Consider the following 18,764-nt stretch of genomic DNA (forward strand, 5'->3'; position numbering starts at 1 on the left):
ACACTGTCCTTCCTTGAAACAAATTGGCCCGTGAATCAGGCGATACGAATTTCGCCCAGATACAGGCTTTCCGTGAGTTCGCAGTCGATCCGCGCCCGCCCCAGTGCGTGACGGATTTCGACGCGATAGGCACCGCTCGCCCTGTCCAGATCGCCAAAACGGAAGTCGCCGAAGTCGTCGCTGTGCGTTGCGGCGATTATCTTCTCCCCCTGGAATAGCACGACGTCGGCACCGGCAACGCAATCGATGACCCCCGAAACGCTGGCGCTGACGCTGCCGCCGATGAAGCACTTCTCCCAGCGATCCAGATTCCGGTAATAGACGCGAGGTTTGGCATTCAGCTTGGGCAGCAGCGTCCGCAGCCCCTCCTTGCCGGCTTTTTCCTGCATGGCCTTATCGTCGAGCTTGACCGCCTCGAATACTTCGGTCGGGCAGGACTGCTGACAGCGCGGGCCTTTCCAGCCGGCGTCCAGCAGATGGGCGTCGAAAATCCAGGTCTGCGGCACCTGTTGCTCTTCATTCCAGACGATGGCTTTGTAGGGGCAGGAACGGACGATATCCTTGCGCCCCTTCGCCTTGACCGGGTCAATGATGACGATGCCATCGTCGCGTTTGCTGATCGCGTCGCCGCCGACCTTCATGCACGGCGCATCGTCGCAGTGGTTGCACATCACCGGCAGGTAGGTCGTCTCGACCATCGGCGCCTCTCCCTGCACTCGGCGCAGGATGCGGATCGGCGCCTCGCTGGCGAGAGACGCGGGCGCCGCGTAGCCCGGATAGTCGTTGCCGACATGTTCGTCGCGGTCGGCGATCACGCAGTTGTAGCAGTTCTCGCAACGCCCGACGTTGATGATCAGATTCCACTTAGTCATGGGCCACTCCTGCTTCGATACGGCTGTGTTTGAAGGCTTCGGCTCCCTGCCATTTCTCGATCTGGACCAGACACGAGTTCGGGCTCATGCTGCTGGTCCCCTGGGTCTGCGGCCGGTCCGGGGTGAGCATGTTCATGCAGCCACCGATTTCGACCACTTCGCCGGCCACCTCCACCAGCTGGAACTCGGCACTGGCTTCAAAGGACTTGACCACCCCCGGCACCACCAGCGCCGACACATCGGCGGCGCAGATCACCGCACCGCGGTCGTTCCAGACCTTGACCAGATCGCGGTGTGCAATGCCGCGTGCAACCGCATCGGCGGGGCTGATGCGCAGCAGCCAGAAGTCGTGGCCGGCGATACGGGCGCGATGGTCCTGCACCCGGCTGGTCACGCTGCTCTTGCCGTCGCTGGAGGTATGGAAGCTGTAGCGCGAGTGGGTCGCGATCATCTGCAGCGGATACTTGGCGGCCAGTTCGCTTGTGCCCAGACCTTCCCACGAGGGGATGTAACGGTTGAGCGCTGGCCGCTCGGGGTTGTCCCTGGTATGGCGCTTGAGGATTTCCGGCACGAACTCGATCTTGCCGCTGGGGGTCTGCAGCCCCTTGCCGAACTCGTCGGCGAATTGCGAAGGCAGCGGATGCGGCTCCGGCACATCCTTGCGGCGGTCTTCTGCGAACCAGCGCATGTCTACCGGCGCGCGCAGCTCCGGCCTTTCCGGTGGCACGACGTAGTAACCCTTGCGGCAGAATTCGGCCCAGGAGATCCTCTCCGGCAAGTCCGAGGAGTCGAACATCCGCTTGACCCAGTCCAGTTCGCTGCACCCCTCGGTGAACACGCCGCCCAGCCCCAGCCGTTCCAGAATGGCCGTGAAGATGTCGTAGTCGGAACGCGACTCGCCGAGCGGCTCGATGCACTTGTGCTGCAGCGTCACCAGACGATGGTTGACCAGGGTATAGCCGTGGTGGGCATAACCGCCCGAATTGCACCATTCGCCGATGTCCCAACGCTCAAGCTGGGTGCAGGCCGGCAGGATGACGTCGGCGAACTGCGCTTCGCCCTCCATCCAGATCGACTGGTTGACCACGAATTCGATGCTGTCGTGGCGGTAGGCGTCGATCCAGCGACCGGACTTGGTGACGGTGCTGAACGCCGAACCGCCGTAGCGGTAGATCATGTGGATCGGCGAATAGCCGGGTATCGGATAGGTGAAGGGCGCGAACTGCGCCTCCTGCGACATGCCGTCCCAGATATAACCGGTGGCATGGCCGTCGATGATGGCGTCGGGCAGTTGCTGCCGCGGAACCAGCTGCTTTACCGGATTCATGGTCAGGATGTGCGGCATGCGCTGGTAATTGTTCACCGCGTTGCCGGTCCACATCAGGTCGCCGGAAATCCCGCCGTCGGCATAGCCGGGGAAATAGAAGTGATGGTCCACCGGCGTACCGATTTGCAGGCAGCCGAAGTTGACGCCGGGTTTGCCCCAGCCCTGCATAGCCATCATCATGATCAGGCAGCGTGCCCACTGCTGGCCGGTGGCGCCGCGACCAGCACCGCCGAAGCCGGCGCCGGTCATGCCGGTCGCCAGATAGACCTTTTTGTTACCCCACTTGCGCGCCAGCGCGCGCACGTCCTTGGCCGGCACGCCGGTTTCGGCCTCCTGCCATTCGGGAGTCTTGGCGATGCCATCGGTCTCGCCCAGCAGGTAGGCTCTCCACTCGTCGAAACCGGTAGTGCGGGCCGCGACGTAGTCCTTGTCGTACAGGCCTTCGACGGTCCACACATACATGATGGCGATGGCCAGCGCGGCGTCGGTTTGCGGCCGGATCGGAATCCAGCGTCCGCCGAGCAACTGTGCGGTCGGGTTGTTATGCGGGTCGATATGCACGAACTCGATGCCGAGTTCCTTGGCCCACAGACGGCGCGTCGTGCCCTCGAAGCCGGCGTAGGCGCCGTTGGTGCTCTCCGGGTCGCAGGACCAGAAGACGATCATCTCGGCTTCCTTCAAGCAGTCCTCGACCGTGCTATAGCCTGCCGGCACACCGATGCGCATCGAATTGCCGAAGTGATGCGTGGCGCCCCAGTACCAGCCCTCCCAGCTGTCAGGGTTGGCCGCAACGCGGGTGAAACCGATCAGGTTGGCGAAGCGCATCAGCGAACTGAGGTAATAGCCGACATTGCCCCACGAATGATGCGACGACATCGGGAAGGTGATCGAGCCGGGGCCGTGCACGCGCTTCTGGCGCTTGATTTCCTTGCTGACGATGTCCAGCGCCTCGTCCCAACTGATCGGCACATAGCCCGACTTGCCACGGTTTTGCGGGTTGCGCTCGCCATCGGGGTCGAAATCGACCCGCCTCATCGGCTGCAGAATGCGCTTGTCGGAATAGACCAGCGACTTCAGCGACAGCGCGTGCGGCGCCACCAAGGCGCGGCGCTGCGGGCGGAAGGTCTTGCCGCGCGCCTGCAGCTCCCAGCTTGGCGCGTCCTTGTCGTCGAGCTCGAGAGGCGTGACGCGCTGGATGCGACCATTCTTGACGTAGACGAACAGCGGCCCGCCGTTGGTGCAGGTAGTGTAACGCCGGGTGCCGTCGCGCATCGCGACGCCCATCTCCAGGCCGACGGTCTGGCTGAGATTGAGCGTCTGCATGAACCAGACGACCAGCTGATCCGGTCCCTTGGCGACGACCTTGAAATTCTTGGCGGCATGGATGATCTCGCCCTGGTCCGGGTTGGGCATCAGGAATTTGAGAGCGGTCGGCAGATCCTTGAACAGCATGCTGACATCGGCATCGGTTGCCTTGCCGGCGCGGGCCATTACCTTGCCGCCGCGGATTTCCAGGAAGCGGCCGATGCTGCCATCCTGCAAGCCGATATAGGCGGTGCAGTTTCTCTGCAGCAGGCGCGTGCGGAACGCCGGGTACTTGCGGGCGGTAAAGCCGAGCACCTTGGGCAGGGCGAACAGGATGGTCTTGAGGAGTAGTTTCTTCATGGGGGGCAATCTTGAATCGGGTCCCGCTGCCGGAGGTTCTGCCCGCTGCGTTTTGCCGCGGACAGAACTCGTCGGCCATGGGTTAAGGGATGTCCGGAATGGTCACAGACCAGGGAAGGGCGGCCCCCACTGCAACAGCGTGTCGCGGCCGAACGGGTAACGCAGCGTCGGCGTGTCGGCGTTGACCATGTCGCCATCGGAGTAGTGCTCGACATGGAAACCGGCCGGATCGGTCCAGTAGTCGAAGATCTGGCTGCCGTGGAAGTGGCGGCCGATACCCCAGCGGTGCTTGTAGCCCTTGTCCTGCATCAGCATGTGGCCGGTGCCGACATCGTCGAAATCGCGGCATTCGAAGGACGCGTGATCCAGCCCCGGCGCCGCTGCCTGCACGATGGCGAGGGTGTGGTGGTCGGTCCATTCGGCGCCCTTGTCGAGGTGCATGAAGGCCGCCAGCACATTCGCCTCGTTACCGTCGTGGATCAGCTCGGAGGGTTTCAGGCCGAGGTTATGCCCGTACCACTCGATCATCTGCTGGGCGGCCGACGAGAACACGGCCAGATGGCCGAGCCGCTGGATGTGCGACGGTCCATACCCCGGACGCTGGTATCGGCCGAGACGGTTCTTGGCGTGCGCATCGTTCCAGACGATGGGCTCGCCACCGCAGGGAAGCGGCTCCAAACGCCGGGCACCAAAGCCGAATTCGAGCCGACGTCCTTCCGGATCGGTGGTATGGAAATAGCGGCCGCCACCGGGGTGCGGGCAATCGGTGATGTCGGCGCCGAAACGGGTGGCCAATTGCAGCAAGGCGTCCTCACTGGCGACCCGGAAGCCCATGCCGACAAAGGCGGCATCGCCTTGCGTCGTGACATAGGAAAACGGTGCACCGCCATAGGAGCGCAGATAAAGTGCATCATCCTGCTGCACCGCATCCAGCAAACCGTAATCGAGCATGAATTGGCGAATGGCAGCCAAGTCGGGATGACGGAAAATGACGTATTCAATATCGTCGATCAGCATTTAACTTTCCTTCTCGTTCCAACAACCCCCGTGCGCCAAAGTGCCATCGCGGGTCCAAAGACACGCTGTTAGCCGGCGAGCCCGCTTCAAGCGGATGGAGGCCACGAGCGAAGGCTGGGAATCCATACCGCTCGCGATCGGCGAAAACCTGTATCCGCCCCATTTATCCGCACCACGGATGCAGATGCGACGTCCGCTGTCAGGCAAATAGCTTGACGTAGCAGGGGGAAAACCTTCGCTCAGAATTTGTGGGTGAGGCCGATCCCGAGCAGGTTGGCGTGGCTGCGGTAGCGGCCATGCAGCGTGCCCGGGCGGTCGGTGCTACTGCCGTCGTAGTTGTTGGCGCTGCGGTCGATGGCCGCTTCTTTGAACTTCAGATAGCTGTAGGCGACATCGACCGTGTTGTGCTCATCGATCCGGTAGCTGGCCCCCAGCGAAAGCATTTGCCGATCGCTGTCCGGCATCAGCGGCTGGGCGTAGCGAGAGTCGGAAACGGGCGAGTGGTCATACATATACCCCCCGCGCAGTGTCCATTGCCCGTCAAGCCGGTAGCTCGCACCGAGCGAGGCACGCCAGCTGTTTTTCCATTCGAGTTTGTCGGTGGCTTTGCGATCGGGATCCTGCGCGGTCGGCATCTCGATCACGAGGGACTGGAAGCGGCTATGGCGGGACCAGGTCACATCGCCCATGATCGCCCAGCGGGAATCCAGCTGTTGGTAAGCATGGAGGGTGAGCGTTTCCGGCGTGGTCAGATCGACCGAGCTATCGCTGTCGTCGAGGGCGCCCGTACCCTTGACCAGTTGCGACACCGGCGTGCCGGGGACGGAATAGCGGGCATTGCCCCGCAGCGTATGCTTGATGAAAGAACGGTATGCGACGCCGATGCGGGTATCCGAAGTGGGCGTAAACAGGTAGCCGAGATTGAAGCCGTATCCCCAGTCATCGCCGGTCACACGGATTCTGGAATCGGGCTCAGACGAGACGAAGCTCAGCTTCTTCTCCAGCACCGCATCCATATATTGCGCCGTGACGCCGAAACCGATGCTGTGCTGTTCGCTCAGCTTGAGCGCGATCGAGGGGTTGATCGCGATCGACTTCAAATCAATCGCGCTGCCGTAATAGCGGCCGGCAAAATCGTCGTCATACTTGATTTTGGCGCCGAACGGCGCGTATACGCCGACCCCGGCGGTCAACTGCTCGTTCAGGCGGTGCGCCAGGTAGAAGTGTGGCGCCACGGCGGTCTTGGCGTAGCGCCCGCCGCCGCCGGCCGGAGAGACCGGAGCGCTATTGCCGAAGATGTCGTTGCGGGTGGCCGCGCTGCCGCTGAACGCCGAATGCGGGACGACAATGTCGGCGCCAACGGTCAGCTGGCTGCTGTCCAGCTGCGTCAGCCCCGCCGGGTTGTAGAAAATCGCGGAAGGGTCGGCCGCCTCAGCCGAGCCGGCGTTCGAGCTGCCCTGCGCCCTGATGCTTTGCAATTCCAGTTGATAGCCGGCAGCCCAAGCCGCCTGGGCTGCACCATATGCAGCGGCAGCCAGTATGGCATGCCTCGCCATTGTCCTCTTCGACATTCCCGTCTCCTTTGTGCATTGTGAAGCTCGCCCTCTTCGTAGCGTCCTTCGACTTTGATTCAAAAACATCAATAGTGTCAACTTGACATTGATGTTCACAAAGAAAACGAAGCGATTGTCGTTTTTATGTCACCTGGCGCGCAGGGGGCTGCAAGGAATCGAGCCCGTGGCGGTGTTGCTGCCGTGTCAACCGCGTGGACGGGTCGGTTCCGGGCCCGGGGCAGGCCGGATCCCTTTCTCGAGGCGCAGCTTGTACCCGAACCGTTCGAGGCCGCCTGCGCCGACGCCGGCCAGCCGCTGACCCTGAGGCGCCACGCCGGCTACGACCACGGTTATTATTTCGTCTCCACCTTCGTCGAGGACCACCTGCGCCACCACGCCGAACGCCTGTCGGCGCGCTGACGCGCGGCATCCGCCATGAGCCAGAAATTCCGCATCGAACCCTACGCCGGCCCCGCCGGCGGCTGGGGCGCGCTCAAGAGCACCACCCGCCACCTGCTGAACAGCGAGCAGGCGCTGAGCAACCTGAAGACGCTCGCCAACACCAACCAGCCGGGCGGCTTCGACTGTCCCGGCTGCGCGTGGGGCGAGGGCAAGCACAGCGGCCGGGTCAGCTTCTGCGAGAACGGCGCCAAGGCGGTGAACTGGGAGGCGACCGCGCGCCGCGTCGACGCCGTCTTCTTCGCCGAGCATTCGGTCGCCTCGCTGTACGCGCAGAGCGACCACTGGCTCGAAGCGCAGGGCAGGTTGGCCGAGCCGATGGTCTACGACGCGCAAACCGACCACTACCGGCCGATCTCGTGGGACGGCGCCTTCGCGCTGATCGCCCGGCACCTGAAGGCGCTCGATTCGCCCGACCAGGCCGAGTTCTACACCTCGGGGCGCACCAGCAACGAGGCGGCCTACCTGTACCAGTTGTTCGTGCGCGCCTACGGCACCAACAACCTCCCCGACTGCTCGAACATGTGCCACGAGGCCAGCGGCGTCGCGCTCAGGCGCAGCGTCGGCGTCGGCAAGGGCACGGTGACGATGGACGACTTCGAGCGGGCCGACGCGATCTTCGTGTTCGGCCAGAACCCCGGCACCAACCACCCGCGCATGCTCGACACCTTGCGCGACGCGGTCCGGCGCGGCGCGCAGGTGGTCGCGGTCAACCCCTTGAAGGAGCGGGGGCTCGAGCGCTTCACCCACCCGCAGCACCCGCTCGAGATGCTCGCCGGCGGCGGCACGACGATGCACACCCGCTACGTGCAGCCCAGGCTCGGCGGCGACATGGCGCTGGTGCGCGGCATGGTCAAGTCGCTCTTGGCCGCCGAACGCGCTGCGCAAGAGCGGGGCGAGCCGCCGGTGTTCGACCACGCCTTTCTCGCCGAGCACGCCGCGGGGCTGGCCGACTATCTCGCCGAAGTCGACGCGACGGGCTGGGACGCGATCGAAACCCAGAGCGGCGTCGCACGCGCGACCATCGAAGGGTTGGCCGAGGTCTACCGCCGCGCCGAGCGCGTGATCGCGACCTGGGCGATGGGCATCACCCAGCACAAGCATTCGGTCGCGACGATCCAGGAAATCGCGAATCTCATGCTGCTGCGCGGCAACGTCGGCAAGGAGGGCGCCGGCCTGTGCCCGGTGCGCGGCCACAGCAATGTGCAGGGCGACCGCACGATGGGCGTCAACGAACGGCCGGCCGACGCCTTCCTCGACGCGCTCGGCCAACGTTTCGGCTTCGCGCCGCCGCGCCGCCACGGCCACGCGGTGGTCGAGGCGATCGAAGCGATGCGCGCCGGGCAAAGTCGGGTGTTCTTCGCGCTCGGCGGCAACTTCGCCGCCGCGACGCCGGACACCGCCGCGACCGAGGCGGCGCTGCGGAACTGCGACTTGACGGTGCAGGTCAGCACCAAGCTCAACCGCAGCCACCTGGTGGTCGGCAAGGCCGCGCTGATCCTGCCCTGCCTGGGCCGCACCGAGATCGATATTCAGGCCGGCGCGCCGCAGCGGATCACGGTCGAGGACTCGATGAGCATGGTGCACGCCTCGGCCGGCGTGCTCGAACCGGCGTCGGCGCAGCTCAAGTCCGAGCCGTCTATCGTCGCCGGGCTCGCCGAGGCGGTGCTCGGCAAGTGGCCGGTCGACTGGGCGTGGTTGGTCGAGGACTACGACCGCATCCGCGAGCTCGTCGCCGACACCGTCCCCGGCTTCGAGGACTTCAACGCGCGCCTCGCTTCGCCGCGCGGCTTCTATCTGGGCAACAGCGCGCGCGAGCGGCGCTGGCAGACCGACAGCGGCCGCGCCCACTTCGCCGCCGCGCCGCTGCCGGACCACCTCGAGTCGCACGAGGGCGAGCTGGCCTTGCAGACGCTGCGCTCGCACGACCAGTACAACACCACCGTCTACGGCCTCGACGACCGATATAGAGGCGTGTTCGGCGGGCGGCGCGTGGTGTTCGTGTCCGCCGCCGACCTCGCGCGGCTCGGCTTCAAAGCCGGCGAGACGGTGAACCTCGTCGCCGAGTGGGGCGACGGCGTGACGCGCCGCGCCGACGGCTTCACGCTGGTCGAGTACGACATCCCGGCCGGCTGCGCCGCCGCCTACTACCCGGAAACCAACCCGCTCGTCGCGCTTGCGAGCGTCGGCGACGACAGCCGCACGCCGACGTCCAAGTTCGTGCCGATCCGGCTCGAGCGCAGCGGGCCTTGAGTCCGGTGCCGCGTCGGCTACGATGGAAAATCGGGGCGACGCGGAGCGGGAGGGCATCGTGACGGGAAGAATGGGAATCGTGCTGGCCGTGGCGGCGGCGCTGGCCGTGCCGCAGGCGTGGGCCGCCAAGCGCGGCGGCGAGTCGAGGTCGGTCGAGCGTGGCCGCTACCTGACGCAGATCGCCGGCTGCAACGACTGTCACACGCCCGGCTATCTGATGTCGGGGGGCAAGGTGCCGGAGAAGCAGTGGCTGACCGGCGACGCCTTCGGCTGGAACGGTCCGTGGGGCACCACTTACGCGAGCAATCTGCGGCTCTACATGCAGGGCCTCAGCGAGTCGGACTGGCTCAAGGTCGCCCGCCACCGCGAACTGCGGCCGCCGATGCCGGTGCCGACGCTGCGCGCGATGAGCGACGCCGATCTGGTGGCGCTCTACCGCTACATCCGCTTTCTCGGCCCGGCCGGCGAGCCGGCGCCGGCCTACCAGCCACCCGGCGAGCCGCCGCGCGGGCCGGCGGCGGTGTTTCCGGCACCGCCGAAATAGCGGCGGCCATACGTCAAAAAGCCGCGGCATGCCGCGGCTTTTTGACGTGGGCGAGGCGGCTCAGACCGCCGCGCCGCCGGTTTCGAACCAGGTCTGCACGATGGCCATCGCCGCAACCTGGTCGAGCGCCGGTTTCTGCTTTCTGCCGCGCACGCCGGCCTCGGCCAGCAGCGACTCGGCCAGTAGCGAAGTGTGGCGTTCGTCGACCAGCCACACCGGCAGGCCGAAGCGGCCCTTGAGCCGCTGTGCGAACTTGGTTGCCAGCCGCGTCATCTCGTGCGGCGTGCCGTCGGCGTGCGTCGGCAGGCCGACCACCAGCGCGCCGGGTTGCCATTCGGCGATCAGCCTGCCGATCGCGGCGAAACGTTCGTCGTTGCTCGGGGTATCCAGCGTCACGAGCGGCGTGGCGACGCCGACCTCGGCGGCGCCCATCGCGACGCCGATGCGGCGCTCGCCGAAGTCGAAGCCCAGTACGGTCGAATCTGTCATCGGGGAGCCGGCGGGGTCAGGCGTGGCCGACGTCGCCGGACAGCAGCGTCGAGTGGATGCCCAGCAGCGCCATGCCGGCCTCGAAGCGCTCCTCGGGGGGCAGGCTGAAGATGATGTCGGTCGACGCCGGGACGGTCAGCCACGCGTTCTGCGCGATTTCCTGCTCGAGCTGGCCGGGCTCCCAGCCCGAATAGCCGAGGCTGACGATCAGCTCGTTCGGGCCGCGCCCTTCGCCGAGCGCGGCGAGGACGTCCTTCGAGGTGGTCAGCGCGAGCTCGTCGGTGACCATCAGGCTCGACTGCCAGTTGCCGGCCGGCTGGTGCAGCACGAAGCCGCGATCCGGGTGGACCGGGCCGCCGAAGTACACCGGCAGCGCGGCCAGCTCGTGGTCGTTCAGCGGCAGGTCGATCTGCTCGAACAGCTGCGCCAGCGCGATGCCGGACGGCTTGTTGACGATCAGCCCCATCGCGCCGTGTTCGCCGTGCTCGCAGATGTAGACCAAGCTCTTGGCGAAGAGCGGGTCGGCCATGCCGGGCATGGCGATCAGGAACTGGTTGGAGAGCGTTAACGTTTCCATGCGGGCATTATGGCACAGCGGAACAGCCGGAGCTTGCACTTCGCATGTCCGGTCCGCCGCGGTCGTCCCGGGCCGAAAAGCGGCTAAAATGGCGCGTTCTGTCTTTACCGATTCGAGCGAGGGCGTCTTGCGTCTCACCCATATCAAACTGGCCGGCTTCAAGTCCTTCGTGGACCCGACCGCCATTCCGGTGCCGGGCCAGCTGGTGGCCGTGATCGGCCCGAACGGCTGCGGCAAGTCCAACGTGATCGACGCCGTGCGCTGGGTGCTCGGGGAGTCGTCCGCCAAGCAGTTGCGCGGCGAGTCGATGCAGGACGTGATCTTCAACGGCTCCAGCACCCGCAAGCCGGTGTCGCGCGCGTCGGTCGAGCTGGTGTTCGACAACGCGGACGGCCAGCTGACCGGACCGTGGGGCCAGTACGCCGAGGTGTCGATCAAGCGCGTGCTGACGCGCCAGGGCGAGTCGAGCTACTACATCAACAACCAGCAGGTGCGCCGCCGCGACATCACCGACCTCTTCCTCGGCACCGGCGTCGGCGCGCGCGGCTACGCGGTGATCGAGCAGGGCATGATCTCGCGCATCATCGAGGCGAGGCCCGAGGAGCTGCGCGCGTATCTGGAGGAAGCCGCCGGCGTGTCCAAGTACAAGGAACGCCGCCGCGAGACCGAAAACCGGCTCGCCGACACGCGCGACAACCTCGAACGGCTGGCCGACCTGCAGCAGGAACTCGACCGTCAGGTCGAGAAGCTGTCCGAGCAGGCCGAGGTCGCCGCCCACTACCACGATATGCGCGGCGCGCTGACGCACAAGCAGAACCTGTTGGCGCTGGCGCGGCGCGAGGAGGCGGCCAGGGTCGAGGCCGCCGCGCGCGAGGAGCTGGCCAGGCTCGAGACCGAGGAGGCCGCGCTGTCGGCCGCCGCGACGCACTTCGACGCCGAACTGACCACGCTGCGCGAGGAGCACTACGCGGCCAGCGACGCGGTGCAGGCGGCGCAGCAGCGCTTGTCCGACGCCAACGCGCAGCTGGCGCGGCTCGAGGAGCAGAGCCGCCACCGCGAGCAGAGCCGCGCGCGCATCGAGCGCGAAATGGCCGCCGCGCGCGACGAGCGGCAAAGGTTGGCCGAGGCGCGCGCCACGGTCGAGGCCGAGCTCGACGACTGGCTGCCGCGCCAGGAAGAGGCGCAGCTGATGCTCGAGGAGGCGCAGATGTCGCTCGAGGACGGCGCCGACAGCCTGCCCGAGGCCGAGGCGCTGTTCCGCCAGAAGGATGCGGCGCTGTCGCAGTTGACCGCGCAGCTCTCCAACCTGACGCGCGAGCGGGATCTGGCGCGCCAGCGCGGCGAGCACCTGAAGGAAAGCTTGCAGCAACTGGCCAGCCGCGAAGCGGCGCTCGCCAAGGAATTGTCCGACCTCAACCTGCCCGGCGACGACGCGCTCGCGGCCGCCGGCGACGAGGTCGCGCGCGCGAAGGCCGCGCTCGACGCGGTGCGCGCGCGCGTCGCGGCCGACGAGGGCAAGCTGGCCGACATGGCGTCCGAGCGCGAGAAACTCGACGAAACCTTGGCCGAGGCGCGCACGCGCCTGGCGCGCGCCGAGGCCGAGGCCGACGCGCTGGCGGCGGTGCTGGCGCGCGAGGCGGCCGGCGAGAAGATCGGCGACTGGCTGAAGGAACAGGGACTCGAGACCGCACCGGGCCTGTGGCAGTCGGTCACGGTGGCGCCCGAGTGGCGCGTGGCGTTCGAGGCGGTGCTGGGCGAGCGGCTGGCCGCGCGCGCCGGCGCCTTGCCGGATGGCGCGCCGCCGGCGCCGTTCACCGTGGTGGATGCGGCCGGCTCGGCCAACGTTCTGGCCGCGAAGCGGCCGTGGCCGCGCCTGCTCGACAAGATCGAGGCCGACGCGCCGTTCGCCGCGCCGCTGGCCGACTGGCTGGCCGACGTCTATCTGGCCGACTCGCTTAAGGCCGCGCTCGGCCAACGCGGCGAACTGACCGCGGGCGAAGTGCTGCTGACGCCCGACGGACACCGGGTGTCGGCGCACGCGGTCGCTTTCCACGCCGAAGGCCATGGCGACGGCTTGCTCGCGCGCCAGCAGGCGCTGTCGCAGGCGCAGGCCGCCGCCGAGGCGCTCGCGCCCGAGATCGAGAACCTGCAGAAAACGCGCGAGAGCCTGGTGAGCCGCGCCGGCATGATGGCCGAGGCGGTGCGCGCGCAAAAGGGCGCGTTGACGAGGCTCGAAGGGGAGCTGAACGCCGCGACGCTCGAACAGGTCAAGCTCGACCAGGCGGCGCGCCAGGGCGCGGCGCGGCTGGCGGCGATCCGCGCCGAGCGCGACCGCCTGGCCGAGGAGCGCGCCGCCGCCGAGGACACCATCGTCGAGAGCGAAATGTTGGCCGAGGAGGCGGCGATGACGCTCGAGGCGCTGTCGGCGCAACTGGAAGACGCGCGGCTCGATCGCCTCAACGCCGAGACCGGGCTGGAGCTGGCGCGCAACAAGACGCGCGACGCCGAGCGGCGCCTGCACGAAATCAAGCTCGCGCAGCACACCGCCGAGCAGAAGGTCGCCGAGCTGGCGCGCCGCGCGCGCGAGCTTGCCGAGCGCGACGGCGCGCTCGAAGACAAGCTGATGGCCTTGGCCGAGGAGGCCGAGACGGTCGACGAGGCGGTGCCCGAGGAGGCGCTGCAGGAGGCGCTGGTCGTGCGCGAAGCCTGCGAGGCGACGCTGGCCGAGGCGCGCGACGCGCTCAACCACCTGACCGAGCGGATGCGGCTGTTGGCGCAGCAGCAGCAGGACGCCAACGCGCGCTTGCCGTCTATCCGCGAGGCGCGCCAGGACTGGCTCTTGAAGCACCAGGAGGCGCGCATCGGGCTGGAGCGTTACAACGAGGAATTGAAGGAGGCCGGCGCCGACGAGGCCGCGCTGCTGGCCGACCTGAGCGACGCGGTGAAGCCGAACGCGCTGGCGGCCGAGATTGCGCGTCTGGCCCGCGCGATCGAGAACCTCGGCGCGGTCAACCTCGCGGCGCTCGAGGAGCTCGACGAGGCGAAAAAGCGCGGCGAGTACCTCGCCAGCCAGTCGCTCGACCTCAACCAGGCGATGGAGGCGCTTATCGAGGCGATCGCCAGGATAGACGCCGAAACGCGCGAGCTGCTGAAGGACACCTACGAGGCGGTCAACGCCAAGATGCGCGAGTTCTTCCCGACGCTGTTCGGCGGCGGCCGCGCCGAGCTGGTGTTGACCGGCGAGGACCTGTTGGACGCCGGTGTGCAGATCATCGCGCAGCCGCCGGGCAAGAAGAACAGCACGATTCACCTGTTGTCGGGCGGCGAGAAGGCGCTGACCGCGATGAGCCTGGTGTTTTCCTTGTTCAGCCTGAACCCGGCGCCGTTCTGCCTGCTCGACGAGGTCGACGCGCCGCTCGACGACGCCAACACCAGTCGCTTTTGCGATCTGGTGAAGAAGATGTCGGACAACACGCAGTTCCTCTATATCTCGCACAACCGGCTGACGATGGAAATGGCCGAGCAGCTGGTCGGCGTGACGATGCAGGAGCAGGGCGTCAGCCGCATCGTCGCGGTCGACATCGTCGAGGCGATGAAGATGCGGGAGAGCGCCTAAGATGCGGCGGCGCGCGTTCGCGGCGGCGCTGGCCGCCTCGCTCGCCGCGCACGCGGCGACCTTCGCGCTGTGGCCGCCGCGGCCGTTGCCGATAGGCGTGCCGGCGCCGCTGACGGTCGCGCTGGTGTCGGGCGACACGCCGGCGCCGGCTGGAAAAGGCGTCGTGACCTCCGCCGCACCCTCCCAAGCGCCGCAGCGCGCGGCGGCTCCGGCCCGTCGCTCCGGCGATCTTGCCGCGCGGGAGCCGGCGCGTCGCGCCCCGGGGCAAGGAGACAGAGCCGCCCCCTCCCGCGCCGTGCCGGTGGCGCCCGTCACACGCGAGGCCGGCGCGGTCGGCGGAGGCAATGCCGCCGCGTCGCCGTCCGGGTCGGAGGCGGGCAGGAGCCCCGCGCCGGTCGCGGGGGGCGCCCCGTCCGCCGGTGGCGGCGCCGACGAGGCGCCGCTGACGCCGGCGCGCTATCGCGCCGATTACCTGAGCAATCCGCCGCCGGCCTATCCGGAGCGTTCGCGCGAGCTGGGCGAGGAGGGGCGCGTCGAGGTCCGCGTGCGCGTCAGCCCCGACGGCCGCGCCGCCGAGGTGCTGCTGCACCGTTCGAGCGGCTTTCGGCGCCTCGACGACGCGGCGCTGCGCGCGGTGGCCGGCTGGCGCTTCGTGCCGGCGCGGCGCGGCGACACGCCGGTCGAAGCGTGGCTGATCGTGCCGATGCCGTTCCGGCTCGAAGCGCCGCGCTGACGGCCAGCAAAACGCCCCGGCGGGCCGGGGCGTTCGGAGGGCTCGGCCAACGCCGAACCGCTCAGCTCGACTTGATCGCTTCGAGCGCGATGTTCAGCTTCACCTCGTCGGCGATGCCCGGCAGGCCGTAGCCCATGCCGAAGTCGCTGCGCTTGATGGTGCCGACCGCGTTCACGCCGTAGGCTTCCTTCTTCAGCATCGGGTGCTCTTTCTTGGCGACCTGGGTCACGGTCAGCGTGACCGGGCGGGTCACGCCCAGCAGGGTCAGCTTGCCCTTCACTTCGGCCAGGCGGTCGCCCTTGTACTTCAGCTCGGTCGACTTGAAGGTCAGCGTCGGGTACTTGGCGACGTTGAAGAAGTCCGCCCCCTTGAGGTGCTCGTCGCGCTTGCCGAAGTAGGTGTTGATCGACGCGGCGTCGATGCTGACGTCGACCGAGCCCTTCTTGGCGACCTCGTCGAGGTTCACGGTACCGCTGACCTTGGTGAACACGCCGTTCTGCACCGACAGGCCGAGGTGGTTGACCTCGTAGCCGGCGTAGGTGTGGGTCGGGTCGATGGTGTAGGTCGCCGGGGCGGCCAGGGCGACGGTGGCGGCGGACGCGAGGATGGCGGCGAGGGCGGTGCGTTTGAGCATGGGGTTCTCCTGTGCTTGGGGCGGTTGAACGGCTGGGGTCAGGCGCCGCGCTTGAGCGCGACGCGGAATTTGATCTCGACCTTGTCGTCGATGGTGCCGGTGTCGGACCACTCGCCCTCGCCGATCCGGAAGGCCAGGCGCGACACGGGCAAGGTCCCCTCGACCAGCGTCAGCGCGCCGGCGTCGCGCACGGTGAACGGCGCGGACACGTCGCGAGTGATGCCCTTCATCGTCAGCTTGCCGCTGAGCTGGTAGCGGCCGTTGCCGATCGCCTTCATGCCGGTCGACACGAAACGCGCGGTCGGGTACTGGGCGGTGTTGAACCAGTCCTTCTTCTTCGCCTCGACCACCGCGTCGGTGGTCGGCAGGTTGATGCTGGAGGTCTGGATCGTGAAGTCGGCCTTGCCGGCCTCGGGCTTCTTGGCGTCGAACACGACGTTGGCCGAGAAGCGCGCGAAGCTGCCGTCGACCGGCACGTTCAGCTGTTTGAGGGTGAAACCGATACGGCTTTGCGCGAGGTCGACCTGTTGCGCGAAGGCGAGCGGGGCGCAAAGCAGCGCGGCGGCGAAAAGGGCGGTCTTTTTCATGGTCATCCTGAAGGCAAAGGACAAAAACGGGGTCAGCGACGGCGCAGCCGCATGCGGGCCATCAGGCCGTCGCGGTCGACGAACTGGTGCTTGAGCGCCGCGAGCACGTGGCCGGCCACCAGCGCGGCGAGCGTCCAGTTCAGGACCGTGTGCGCGTCGCGCAGCGCGTCGCCCAGCGCCTCGTTCTTGGCGACCAGGTCGGGCAGCGCGAAAAGCTGCAGGTAGACGACCGGGAAGCCGTAGGCCGAACTCATCAGCCAGCCGCTCAGCGGTACGGCCAGCATCAGCGCGTACAGGCCGAGGTGGCCGAGCCGGGCCATCGTCCGGGCGTGCGTGCCCATCGTCGCCGGCAGCGCCGGCGCGCGCGTCAGCGCGCGCGACAGCAGACGCAGCGCCAACAGGCCCAGCAAGGTGACGCCCAGCCACTTGTGCCAGGCGATCCACTTGAACTTGGTCGGCGACAGCGGCATGTCGGCCACCGTCAGGCCGAGCCAGAAGGTCGCGACGATCAGCGCCGCCATCAGCCAGTGCAACAGGACGGTCGGGGCAGCGTAGCGCTCGGCCGGATCGTTCATCGTTTGTAGTGCTCCATCGCGGTGCCGAAGGCGCGCCTGAGCGCGGCCAGTTCGGCGATTTGACGCGCAAGGTCGTCGTTGTCGAAAGCGGCGAAGGCCTGGCGCATATGCGCCAGGTGCGCCGGAAACACGGTGTCGAACAGCGTCTGGCCGGCGTCGGTCAGCGCGACGAACACGCTGCGGCGGTCCTCGGCCAGGGCCTGACGGCCGACCAGCCCCTTGTCGGCGAGGCGGTCGATCACGCCGGTCAGCGTGCCCTTGGTGATCAGCGTGCGTTCGGACAGCTCTTTGCAGCTCATGCCCGGCGTGTTGCCGAGCGTCGCGATCACGTCGAACTGCGGCGGCGTCAGCCCCAGTTCGCGCACATGCGCGTTCGAATAAGCCTCGAAGGCCTGATAGGTGCGCACGAGTTCGCGGATCAGCGGCAAGAAGGGCTCCCGAAAAGCGTTTGGCATGAACGGCTCCAAAAAGTTCACGCTAGGATAGTTCTAATTAGAACTAAATGGCAAGCCGCCCGGCGATGATGCCGGCGCTTTGTTAAAGACTGTGAAGCCGCGCCATGCAACTGTTGTAGCGGGCGCGCGGGCGATCGTTATAATAACGAACGGCAAATTTTGGGCGTCCCTTAAGCGAATGAGCGAACTACAAATCGGACTGCTGCTGCTGGGCGCGGCGGTGATCGCTCTGGTATACGGCTTCAACCTGTACCAGGAATGGCGTTTCCGCAAGAAAACGCGGGCCTCCTTCGCGCGCGCCCACCCCGACGTGCTGCTCGAGGTGCCCAAGAACAACGTGCGCGACGGCGTCAGGGCGGACCGGCTCGAGCCGGTGCTGGCCGGCGCGTCGCCGGAGCTCGACGACGAGCCGGACCGCGCCGCGCCGCTACCCCGCGTCGACGACGAGCCCGCGCCGCCGCCCCGCGAGCCGGTCACGCTCGAGTTGCCGCCCGACGAGGACGAGGTGCCGCCGGACGACTTCAGCGACGCCGACCGCCAGGCGCTGGTGGCGTCGCTGCTCGACCCCTCGCTCGACTTCATCGCCGAAGTGGTGTTCGCCGAGCCGCACGAACTGGCGGCGTTGCCGCGCTTCAACGTCGCCAAGCGCGTGCAGCTCATCGGCCGCACCGAGCGCGGGCTGTGGAAGCCGGCCGAGGCGGTGCCGGGCACGCGTTACAAGCAGCTGAACATCGCGCTGCAGCAGGTCGACCGCGGCGGCGCGGTCACCGAGCAGGAGCTCGACAGCTTCTGCCAGCAGGTCGCGCGCTTCGCCGACGCGCACGACGCGGCGGTCAACCTGCCGCACCGTCAGCAGAAGATCGTCGCCGCGCGCGAGCTCGACCGCTTCTGCGCCGACGTCGACGTGCTGATCGGCATCAACGTCGTGCCGGCCGCGCCGCTCGAGGGCGGGCGTCTCGCCCGCTTCGCAGAGGCGGCCGGCTTCACGCTCGAGCCGGACGGCGCCTTCCACTATCTGTCCGACTCGGGCAACACGCTGTATTCGCTGGTGTCGGCCGACCAGACGCCGCTCACGCCGGCCAGCCTCGCCGGCGGCCGCTTCGCCGCGCTGACGCTGCTGTTCGACGTGCCGCGCGTCGCCGGCGGCGTCGAGGTGTTCGACCGCGCGGTCGAGGTCGCGCGCCGCATGGCGGTCGAGTTCGACGCCCGCCTGGTCGACGACAACCGCCGCGAGCTGTCCGACGCGGGCCTCGCGCGCATCCGCGAGCAACTGGTGCACATTTACGGCAGCATGGACGACCGCGGCATCGCGCCCGGCAGCGTCGCCGCGCTGCGGCTGTTCGCCTGATCTGTCACCCCTCCGGGCCGGCGCAAGCCGGCCTCGTCGCATCCGGCCGCGCTACAATGG

16 protein-coding genes are annotated in these 18,764 nt (G+C 67.6%); 6 read left to right on the plus strand and 10 right to left on the minus strand.

What is annotated here, in order from left to right; all coding sequences use genetic code 11:
• Positions 1-35: 35 nt before the first annotated feature.
• The 4 genes from EV683_RS02740 to EV683_RS02755 form a co-directional block, all read right to left on the minus strand.
• The gene (locus tag EV683_RS02740; RefSeq protein ID WP_131861754.1) at positions 36-872 is read right to left on the minus strand and encodes a 4Fe-4S dicluster domain-containing protein; all 837 of its coding nucleotides are present in this window, start codon (positions 870-872) and stop codon (positions 36-38) included.
• A complete protein-coding gene (locus tag EV683_RS02745; protein ID WP_131861755.1) occupies positions 865-3,864 on the minus strand; it encodes a molybdopterin-dependent oxidoreductase in 3,000 nt (999 codons plus the stop codon). Before EV683_RS02745 ends, EV683_RS02740 begins: the two co-directional genes overlap by 8 nt.
• A gap of 102 nt (positions 3,865-3,966) precedes the next feature.
• Positions 3,967-4,881 carry a VOC family protein gene (locus tag EV683_RS02750; RefSeq protein WP_131861756.1) on the minus strand — a complete coding sequence of 305 codons (915 nt, stop codon included), beginning with the start codon at positions 4,879-4,881 and terminating at the stop codon, positions 3,967-3,969.
• 239 nt (positions 4,882-5,120) lie between these two features.
• Complete coding sequence (locus EV683_RS02755) at positions 5,121-6,452, minus strand: OmpP1/FadL family transporter (protein WP_165916777.1); 1,332 nt, start codon at positions 6,450-6,452, stop codon at positions 5,121-5,123.
• Between the two features lie 183 nt (positions 6,453-6,635).
• Here EV683_RS02755 and EV683_RS02760 point away from each other — a divergent pair, with 183 nt between their 5' ends.
• The 3 genes from EV683_RS02760 (at position 6,636) to EV683_RS02770 (ending at position 9,690) form a co-directional block, all read left to right on the plus strand.
• Entirely contained in the window at positions 6,636-6,854 is a 219-nt protein-coding gene (locus EV683_RS02760) for an alpha/beta hydrolase family protein (protein ID WP_207910384.1), read from the plus strand.
• Positions 6,855-6,869: 15 nt separating this feature from the next.
• Positions 6,870-9,146, plus strand: coding sequence for an FdhF/YdeP family oxidoreductase (locus EV683_RS02765; RefSeq protein ID WP_131861758.1), 2,277 nt, complete (start codon positions 6,870-6,872; stop codon positions 9,144-9,146).
• Between the two features lie 70 nt (positions 9,147-9,216).
• On the plus strand, positions 9,217-9,690 hold the full coding sequence (locus EV683_RS02770) for a hypothetical protein (protein ID WP_207910385.1): 474 nt from the start codon (positions 9,217-9,219) through the stop codon (positions 9,688-9,690).
• Between the two features lie 60 nt (positions 9,691-9,750).
• On the opposite strand, the gene ruvX is transcribed toward EV683_RS02770, so the two are convergent.
• On the minus strand, positions 9,751-10,179 hold the full coding sequence (gene ruvX / locus EV683_RS02775) for a Holliday junction resolvase RuvX (protein ID WP_066612009.1): 429 nt from the start codon (positions 10,177-10,179) through the stop codon (positions 9,751-9,753).
• Between the two features lie 16 nt (positions 10,180-10,195).
• The gene (locus EV683_RS02780; protein ID WP_066612008.1) at positions 10,196-10,756 is read right to left on the minus strand and encodes a YqgE/AlgH family protein; all 561 of its coding nucleotides are present in this window, start codon (positions 10,754-10,756) and stop codon (positions 10,196-10,198) included.
• An 88-nt stretch (positions 10,757-10,844) separates the two neighbouring features.
• On the opposite strand from EV683_RS02780, the gene smc reads away from it, so the two are divergent.
• Together smc and EV683_RS02790 are read left to right on the plus strand one after the other, a co-directional pair.
• A complete protein-coding gene (gene smc, locus EV683_RS02785; RefSeq protein ID WP_481764291.1) occupies positions 10,845-14,372 on the plus strand; it encodes a chromosome segregation protein SMC in 3,528 nt (1,175 codons plus the stop codon).
• 1 nt (position 14,373) lies between these two features.
• Positions 14,374-15,105, plus strand: a complete 732-nt coding sequence (locus EV683_RS02790; protein ID WP_131861761.1) for an energy transducer TonB — start codon at positions 14,374-14,376, stop codon at positions 15,103-15,105.
• A gap of 61 nt (positions 15,106-15,166) precedes the next feature.
• Here EV683_RS02790 and EV683_RS02795 read toward each other — a convergent pair whose 3' ends face one another.
• Genes EV683_RS02795 through EV683_RS02810 form a run of 4 tightly spaced genes read right to left on the minus strand, consistent with a single transcriptional unit; the run spans position 15,167 to position 17,356 of the window.
• The gene (locus tag EV683_RS02795; protein WP_131861762.1) at positions 15,167-15,739 is read right to left on the minus strand and encodes a YceI family protein; all 573 of its coding nucleotides are present in this window, start codon (positions 15,737-15,739) and stop codon (positions 15,167-15,169) included.
• 38 nt (positions 15,740-15,777) lie between these two features.
• Positions 15,778-16,326, minus strand: a complete 549-nt coding sequence (locus EV683_RS02800; RefSeq protein ID WP_131861763.1) for a YceI family protein — start codon at positions 16,324-16,326, stop codon at positions 15,778-15,780.
• Between the two features lie 32 nt (positions 16,327-16,358).
• Positions 16,359-16,901, minus strand: coding sequence for a cytochrome b (locus tag EV683_RS02805; RefSeq protein ID WP_131861764.1), 543 nt, complete (start codon positions 16,899-16,901; stop codon positions 16,359-16,361).
• A complete protein-coding gene (locus tag EV683_RS02810) occupies positions 16,898-17,356 on the minus strand; it encodes a MarR family winged helix-turn-helix transcriptional regulator (RefSeq protein ID WP_131861765.1) in 459 nt (152 codons plus the stop codon). Before EV683_RS02810 ends, EV683_RS02805 begins: the two co-directional genes overlap by 4 nt.
• Positions 17,357-17,534: 178 nt before the next feature.
• Here EV683_RS02810 and EV683_RS02815 point away from each other — a divergent pair, with 178 nt between their 5' ends.
• Positions 17,535-18,704 (plus strand): cell division protein ZipA C-terminal FtsZ-binding domain-containing protein, encoded by a 1,170-nt coding sequence (locus tag EV683_RS02815; RefSeq protein ID WP_131861766.1) that lies wholly within the window; start codon positions 17,535-17,537, stop codon positions 18,702-18,704.
• Positions 18,705-18,764: the final 60 nt, after the last annotated feature.

Origin of the sequence: Crenobacter luteus (assembly GCF_004345725.1) — a bacterium.
GTDB classification, from domain to species: Bacteria; Pseudomonadota; Gammaproteobacteria; order Burkholderiales; family Chromobacteriaceae; genus Crenobacter; species Crenobacter luteus.

Excerpts from the sequence above, each read along its gene's own strand:
- EV683_RS02740 (WP_131861754.1), bottom strand. The coding sequence starts at position 872 with ATGACTAAGTGGAATCTGATCATCAACGTCGGGCGTTGCGAGAACTGC.
- EV683_RS02745 (WP_131861755.1), bottom strand. The coding sequence starts at position 3,864 with ATGAAGAAACTACTCCTCAAGACCATCCTGTTCGCCCTGCCCAAGGTG.
- EV683_RS02750 (WP_131861756.1), bottom strand. The coding sequence starts at position 4,881 with ATGCTGATCGACGATATTGAATACGTCATTTTCCGTCATCCCGACTTG.
- EV683_RS02755 (WP_165916777.1), bottom strand. The coding sequence starts at position 6,452 with ATGTCGAAGAGGACAATGGCGAGGCATGCCATACTGGCTGCCGCTGCA.
- EV683_RS02765 (WP_131861758.1), top strand. The coding sequence starts at position 6,870 with ATGAGCCAGAAATTCCGCATCGAACCCTACGCCGGCCCCGCCGGCGGC.
- EV683_RS02770 (WP_207910385.1), top strand. The coding sequence starts at position 9,217 with ATGGGAATCGTGCTGGCCGTGGCGGCGGCGCTGGCCGTGCCGCAGGCG.
- ruvX (WP_066612009.1), bottom strand. The coding sequence starts at position 10,179 with ATGACAGATTCGACCGTACTGGGCTTCGACTTCGGCGAGCGCCGCATC.
- EV683_RS02780 (WP_066612008.1), bottom strand. The coding sequence starts at position 10,756 with ATGGAAACGTTAACGCTCTCCAACCAGTTCCTGATCGCCATGCCCGGC.
- smc (WP_481764291.1), top strand. The coding sequence starts at position 10,845 with ATGGCGCGTTCTGTCTTTACCGATTCGAGCGAGGGCGTCTTGCGTCTC.
- EV683_RS02790 (WP_131861761.1), top strand. The coding sequence starts at position 14,374 with ATGCGGCGGCGCGCGTTCGCGGCGGCGCTGGCCGCCTCGCTCGCCGCG.
- EV683_RS02795 (WP_131861762.1), bottom strand. The coding sequence starts at position 15,739 with ATGCTCAAACGCACCGCCCTCGCCGCCATCCTCGCGTCCGCCGCCACC.
- EV683_RS02800 (WP_131861763.1), bottom strand. The coding sequence starts at position 16,326 with ATGAAAAAGACCGCCCTTTTCGCCGCCGCGCTGCTTTGCGCCCCGCTC.
- EV683_RS02805 (WP_131861764.1), bottom strand. The coding sequence starts at position 16,901 with ATGAACGATCCGGCCGAGCGCTACGCTGCCCCGACCGTCCTGTTGCAC.
- EV683_RS02810 (WP_131861765.1), bottom strand. The coding sequence starts at position 17,356 with ATGCCAAACGCTTTTCGGGAGCCCTTCTTGCCGCTGATCCGCGAACTC.
- EV683_RS02815 (WP_131861766.1), top strand. The coding sequence starts at position 17,535 with ATGAGCGAACTACAAATCGGACTGCTGCTGCTGGGCGCGGCGGTGATC.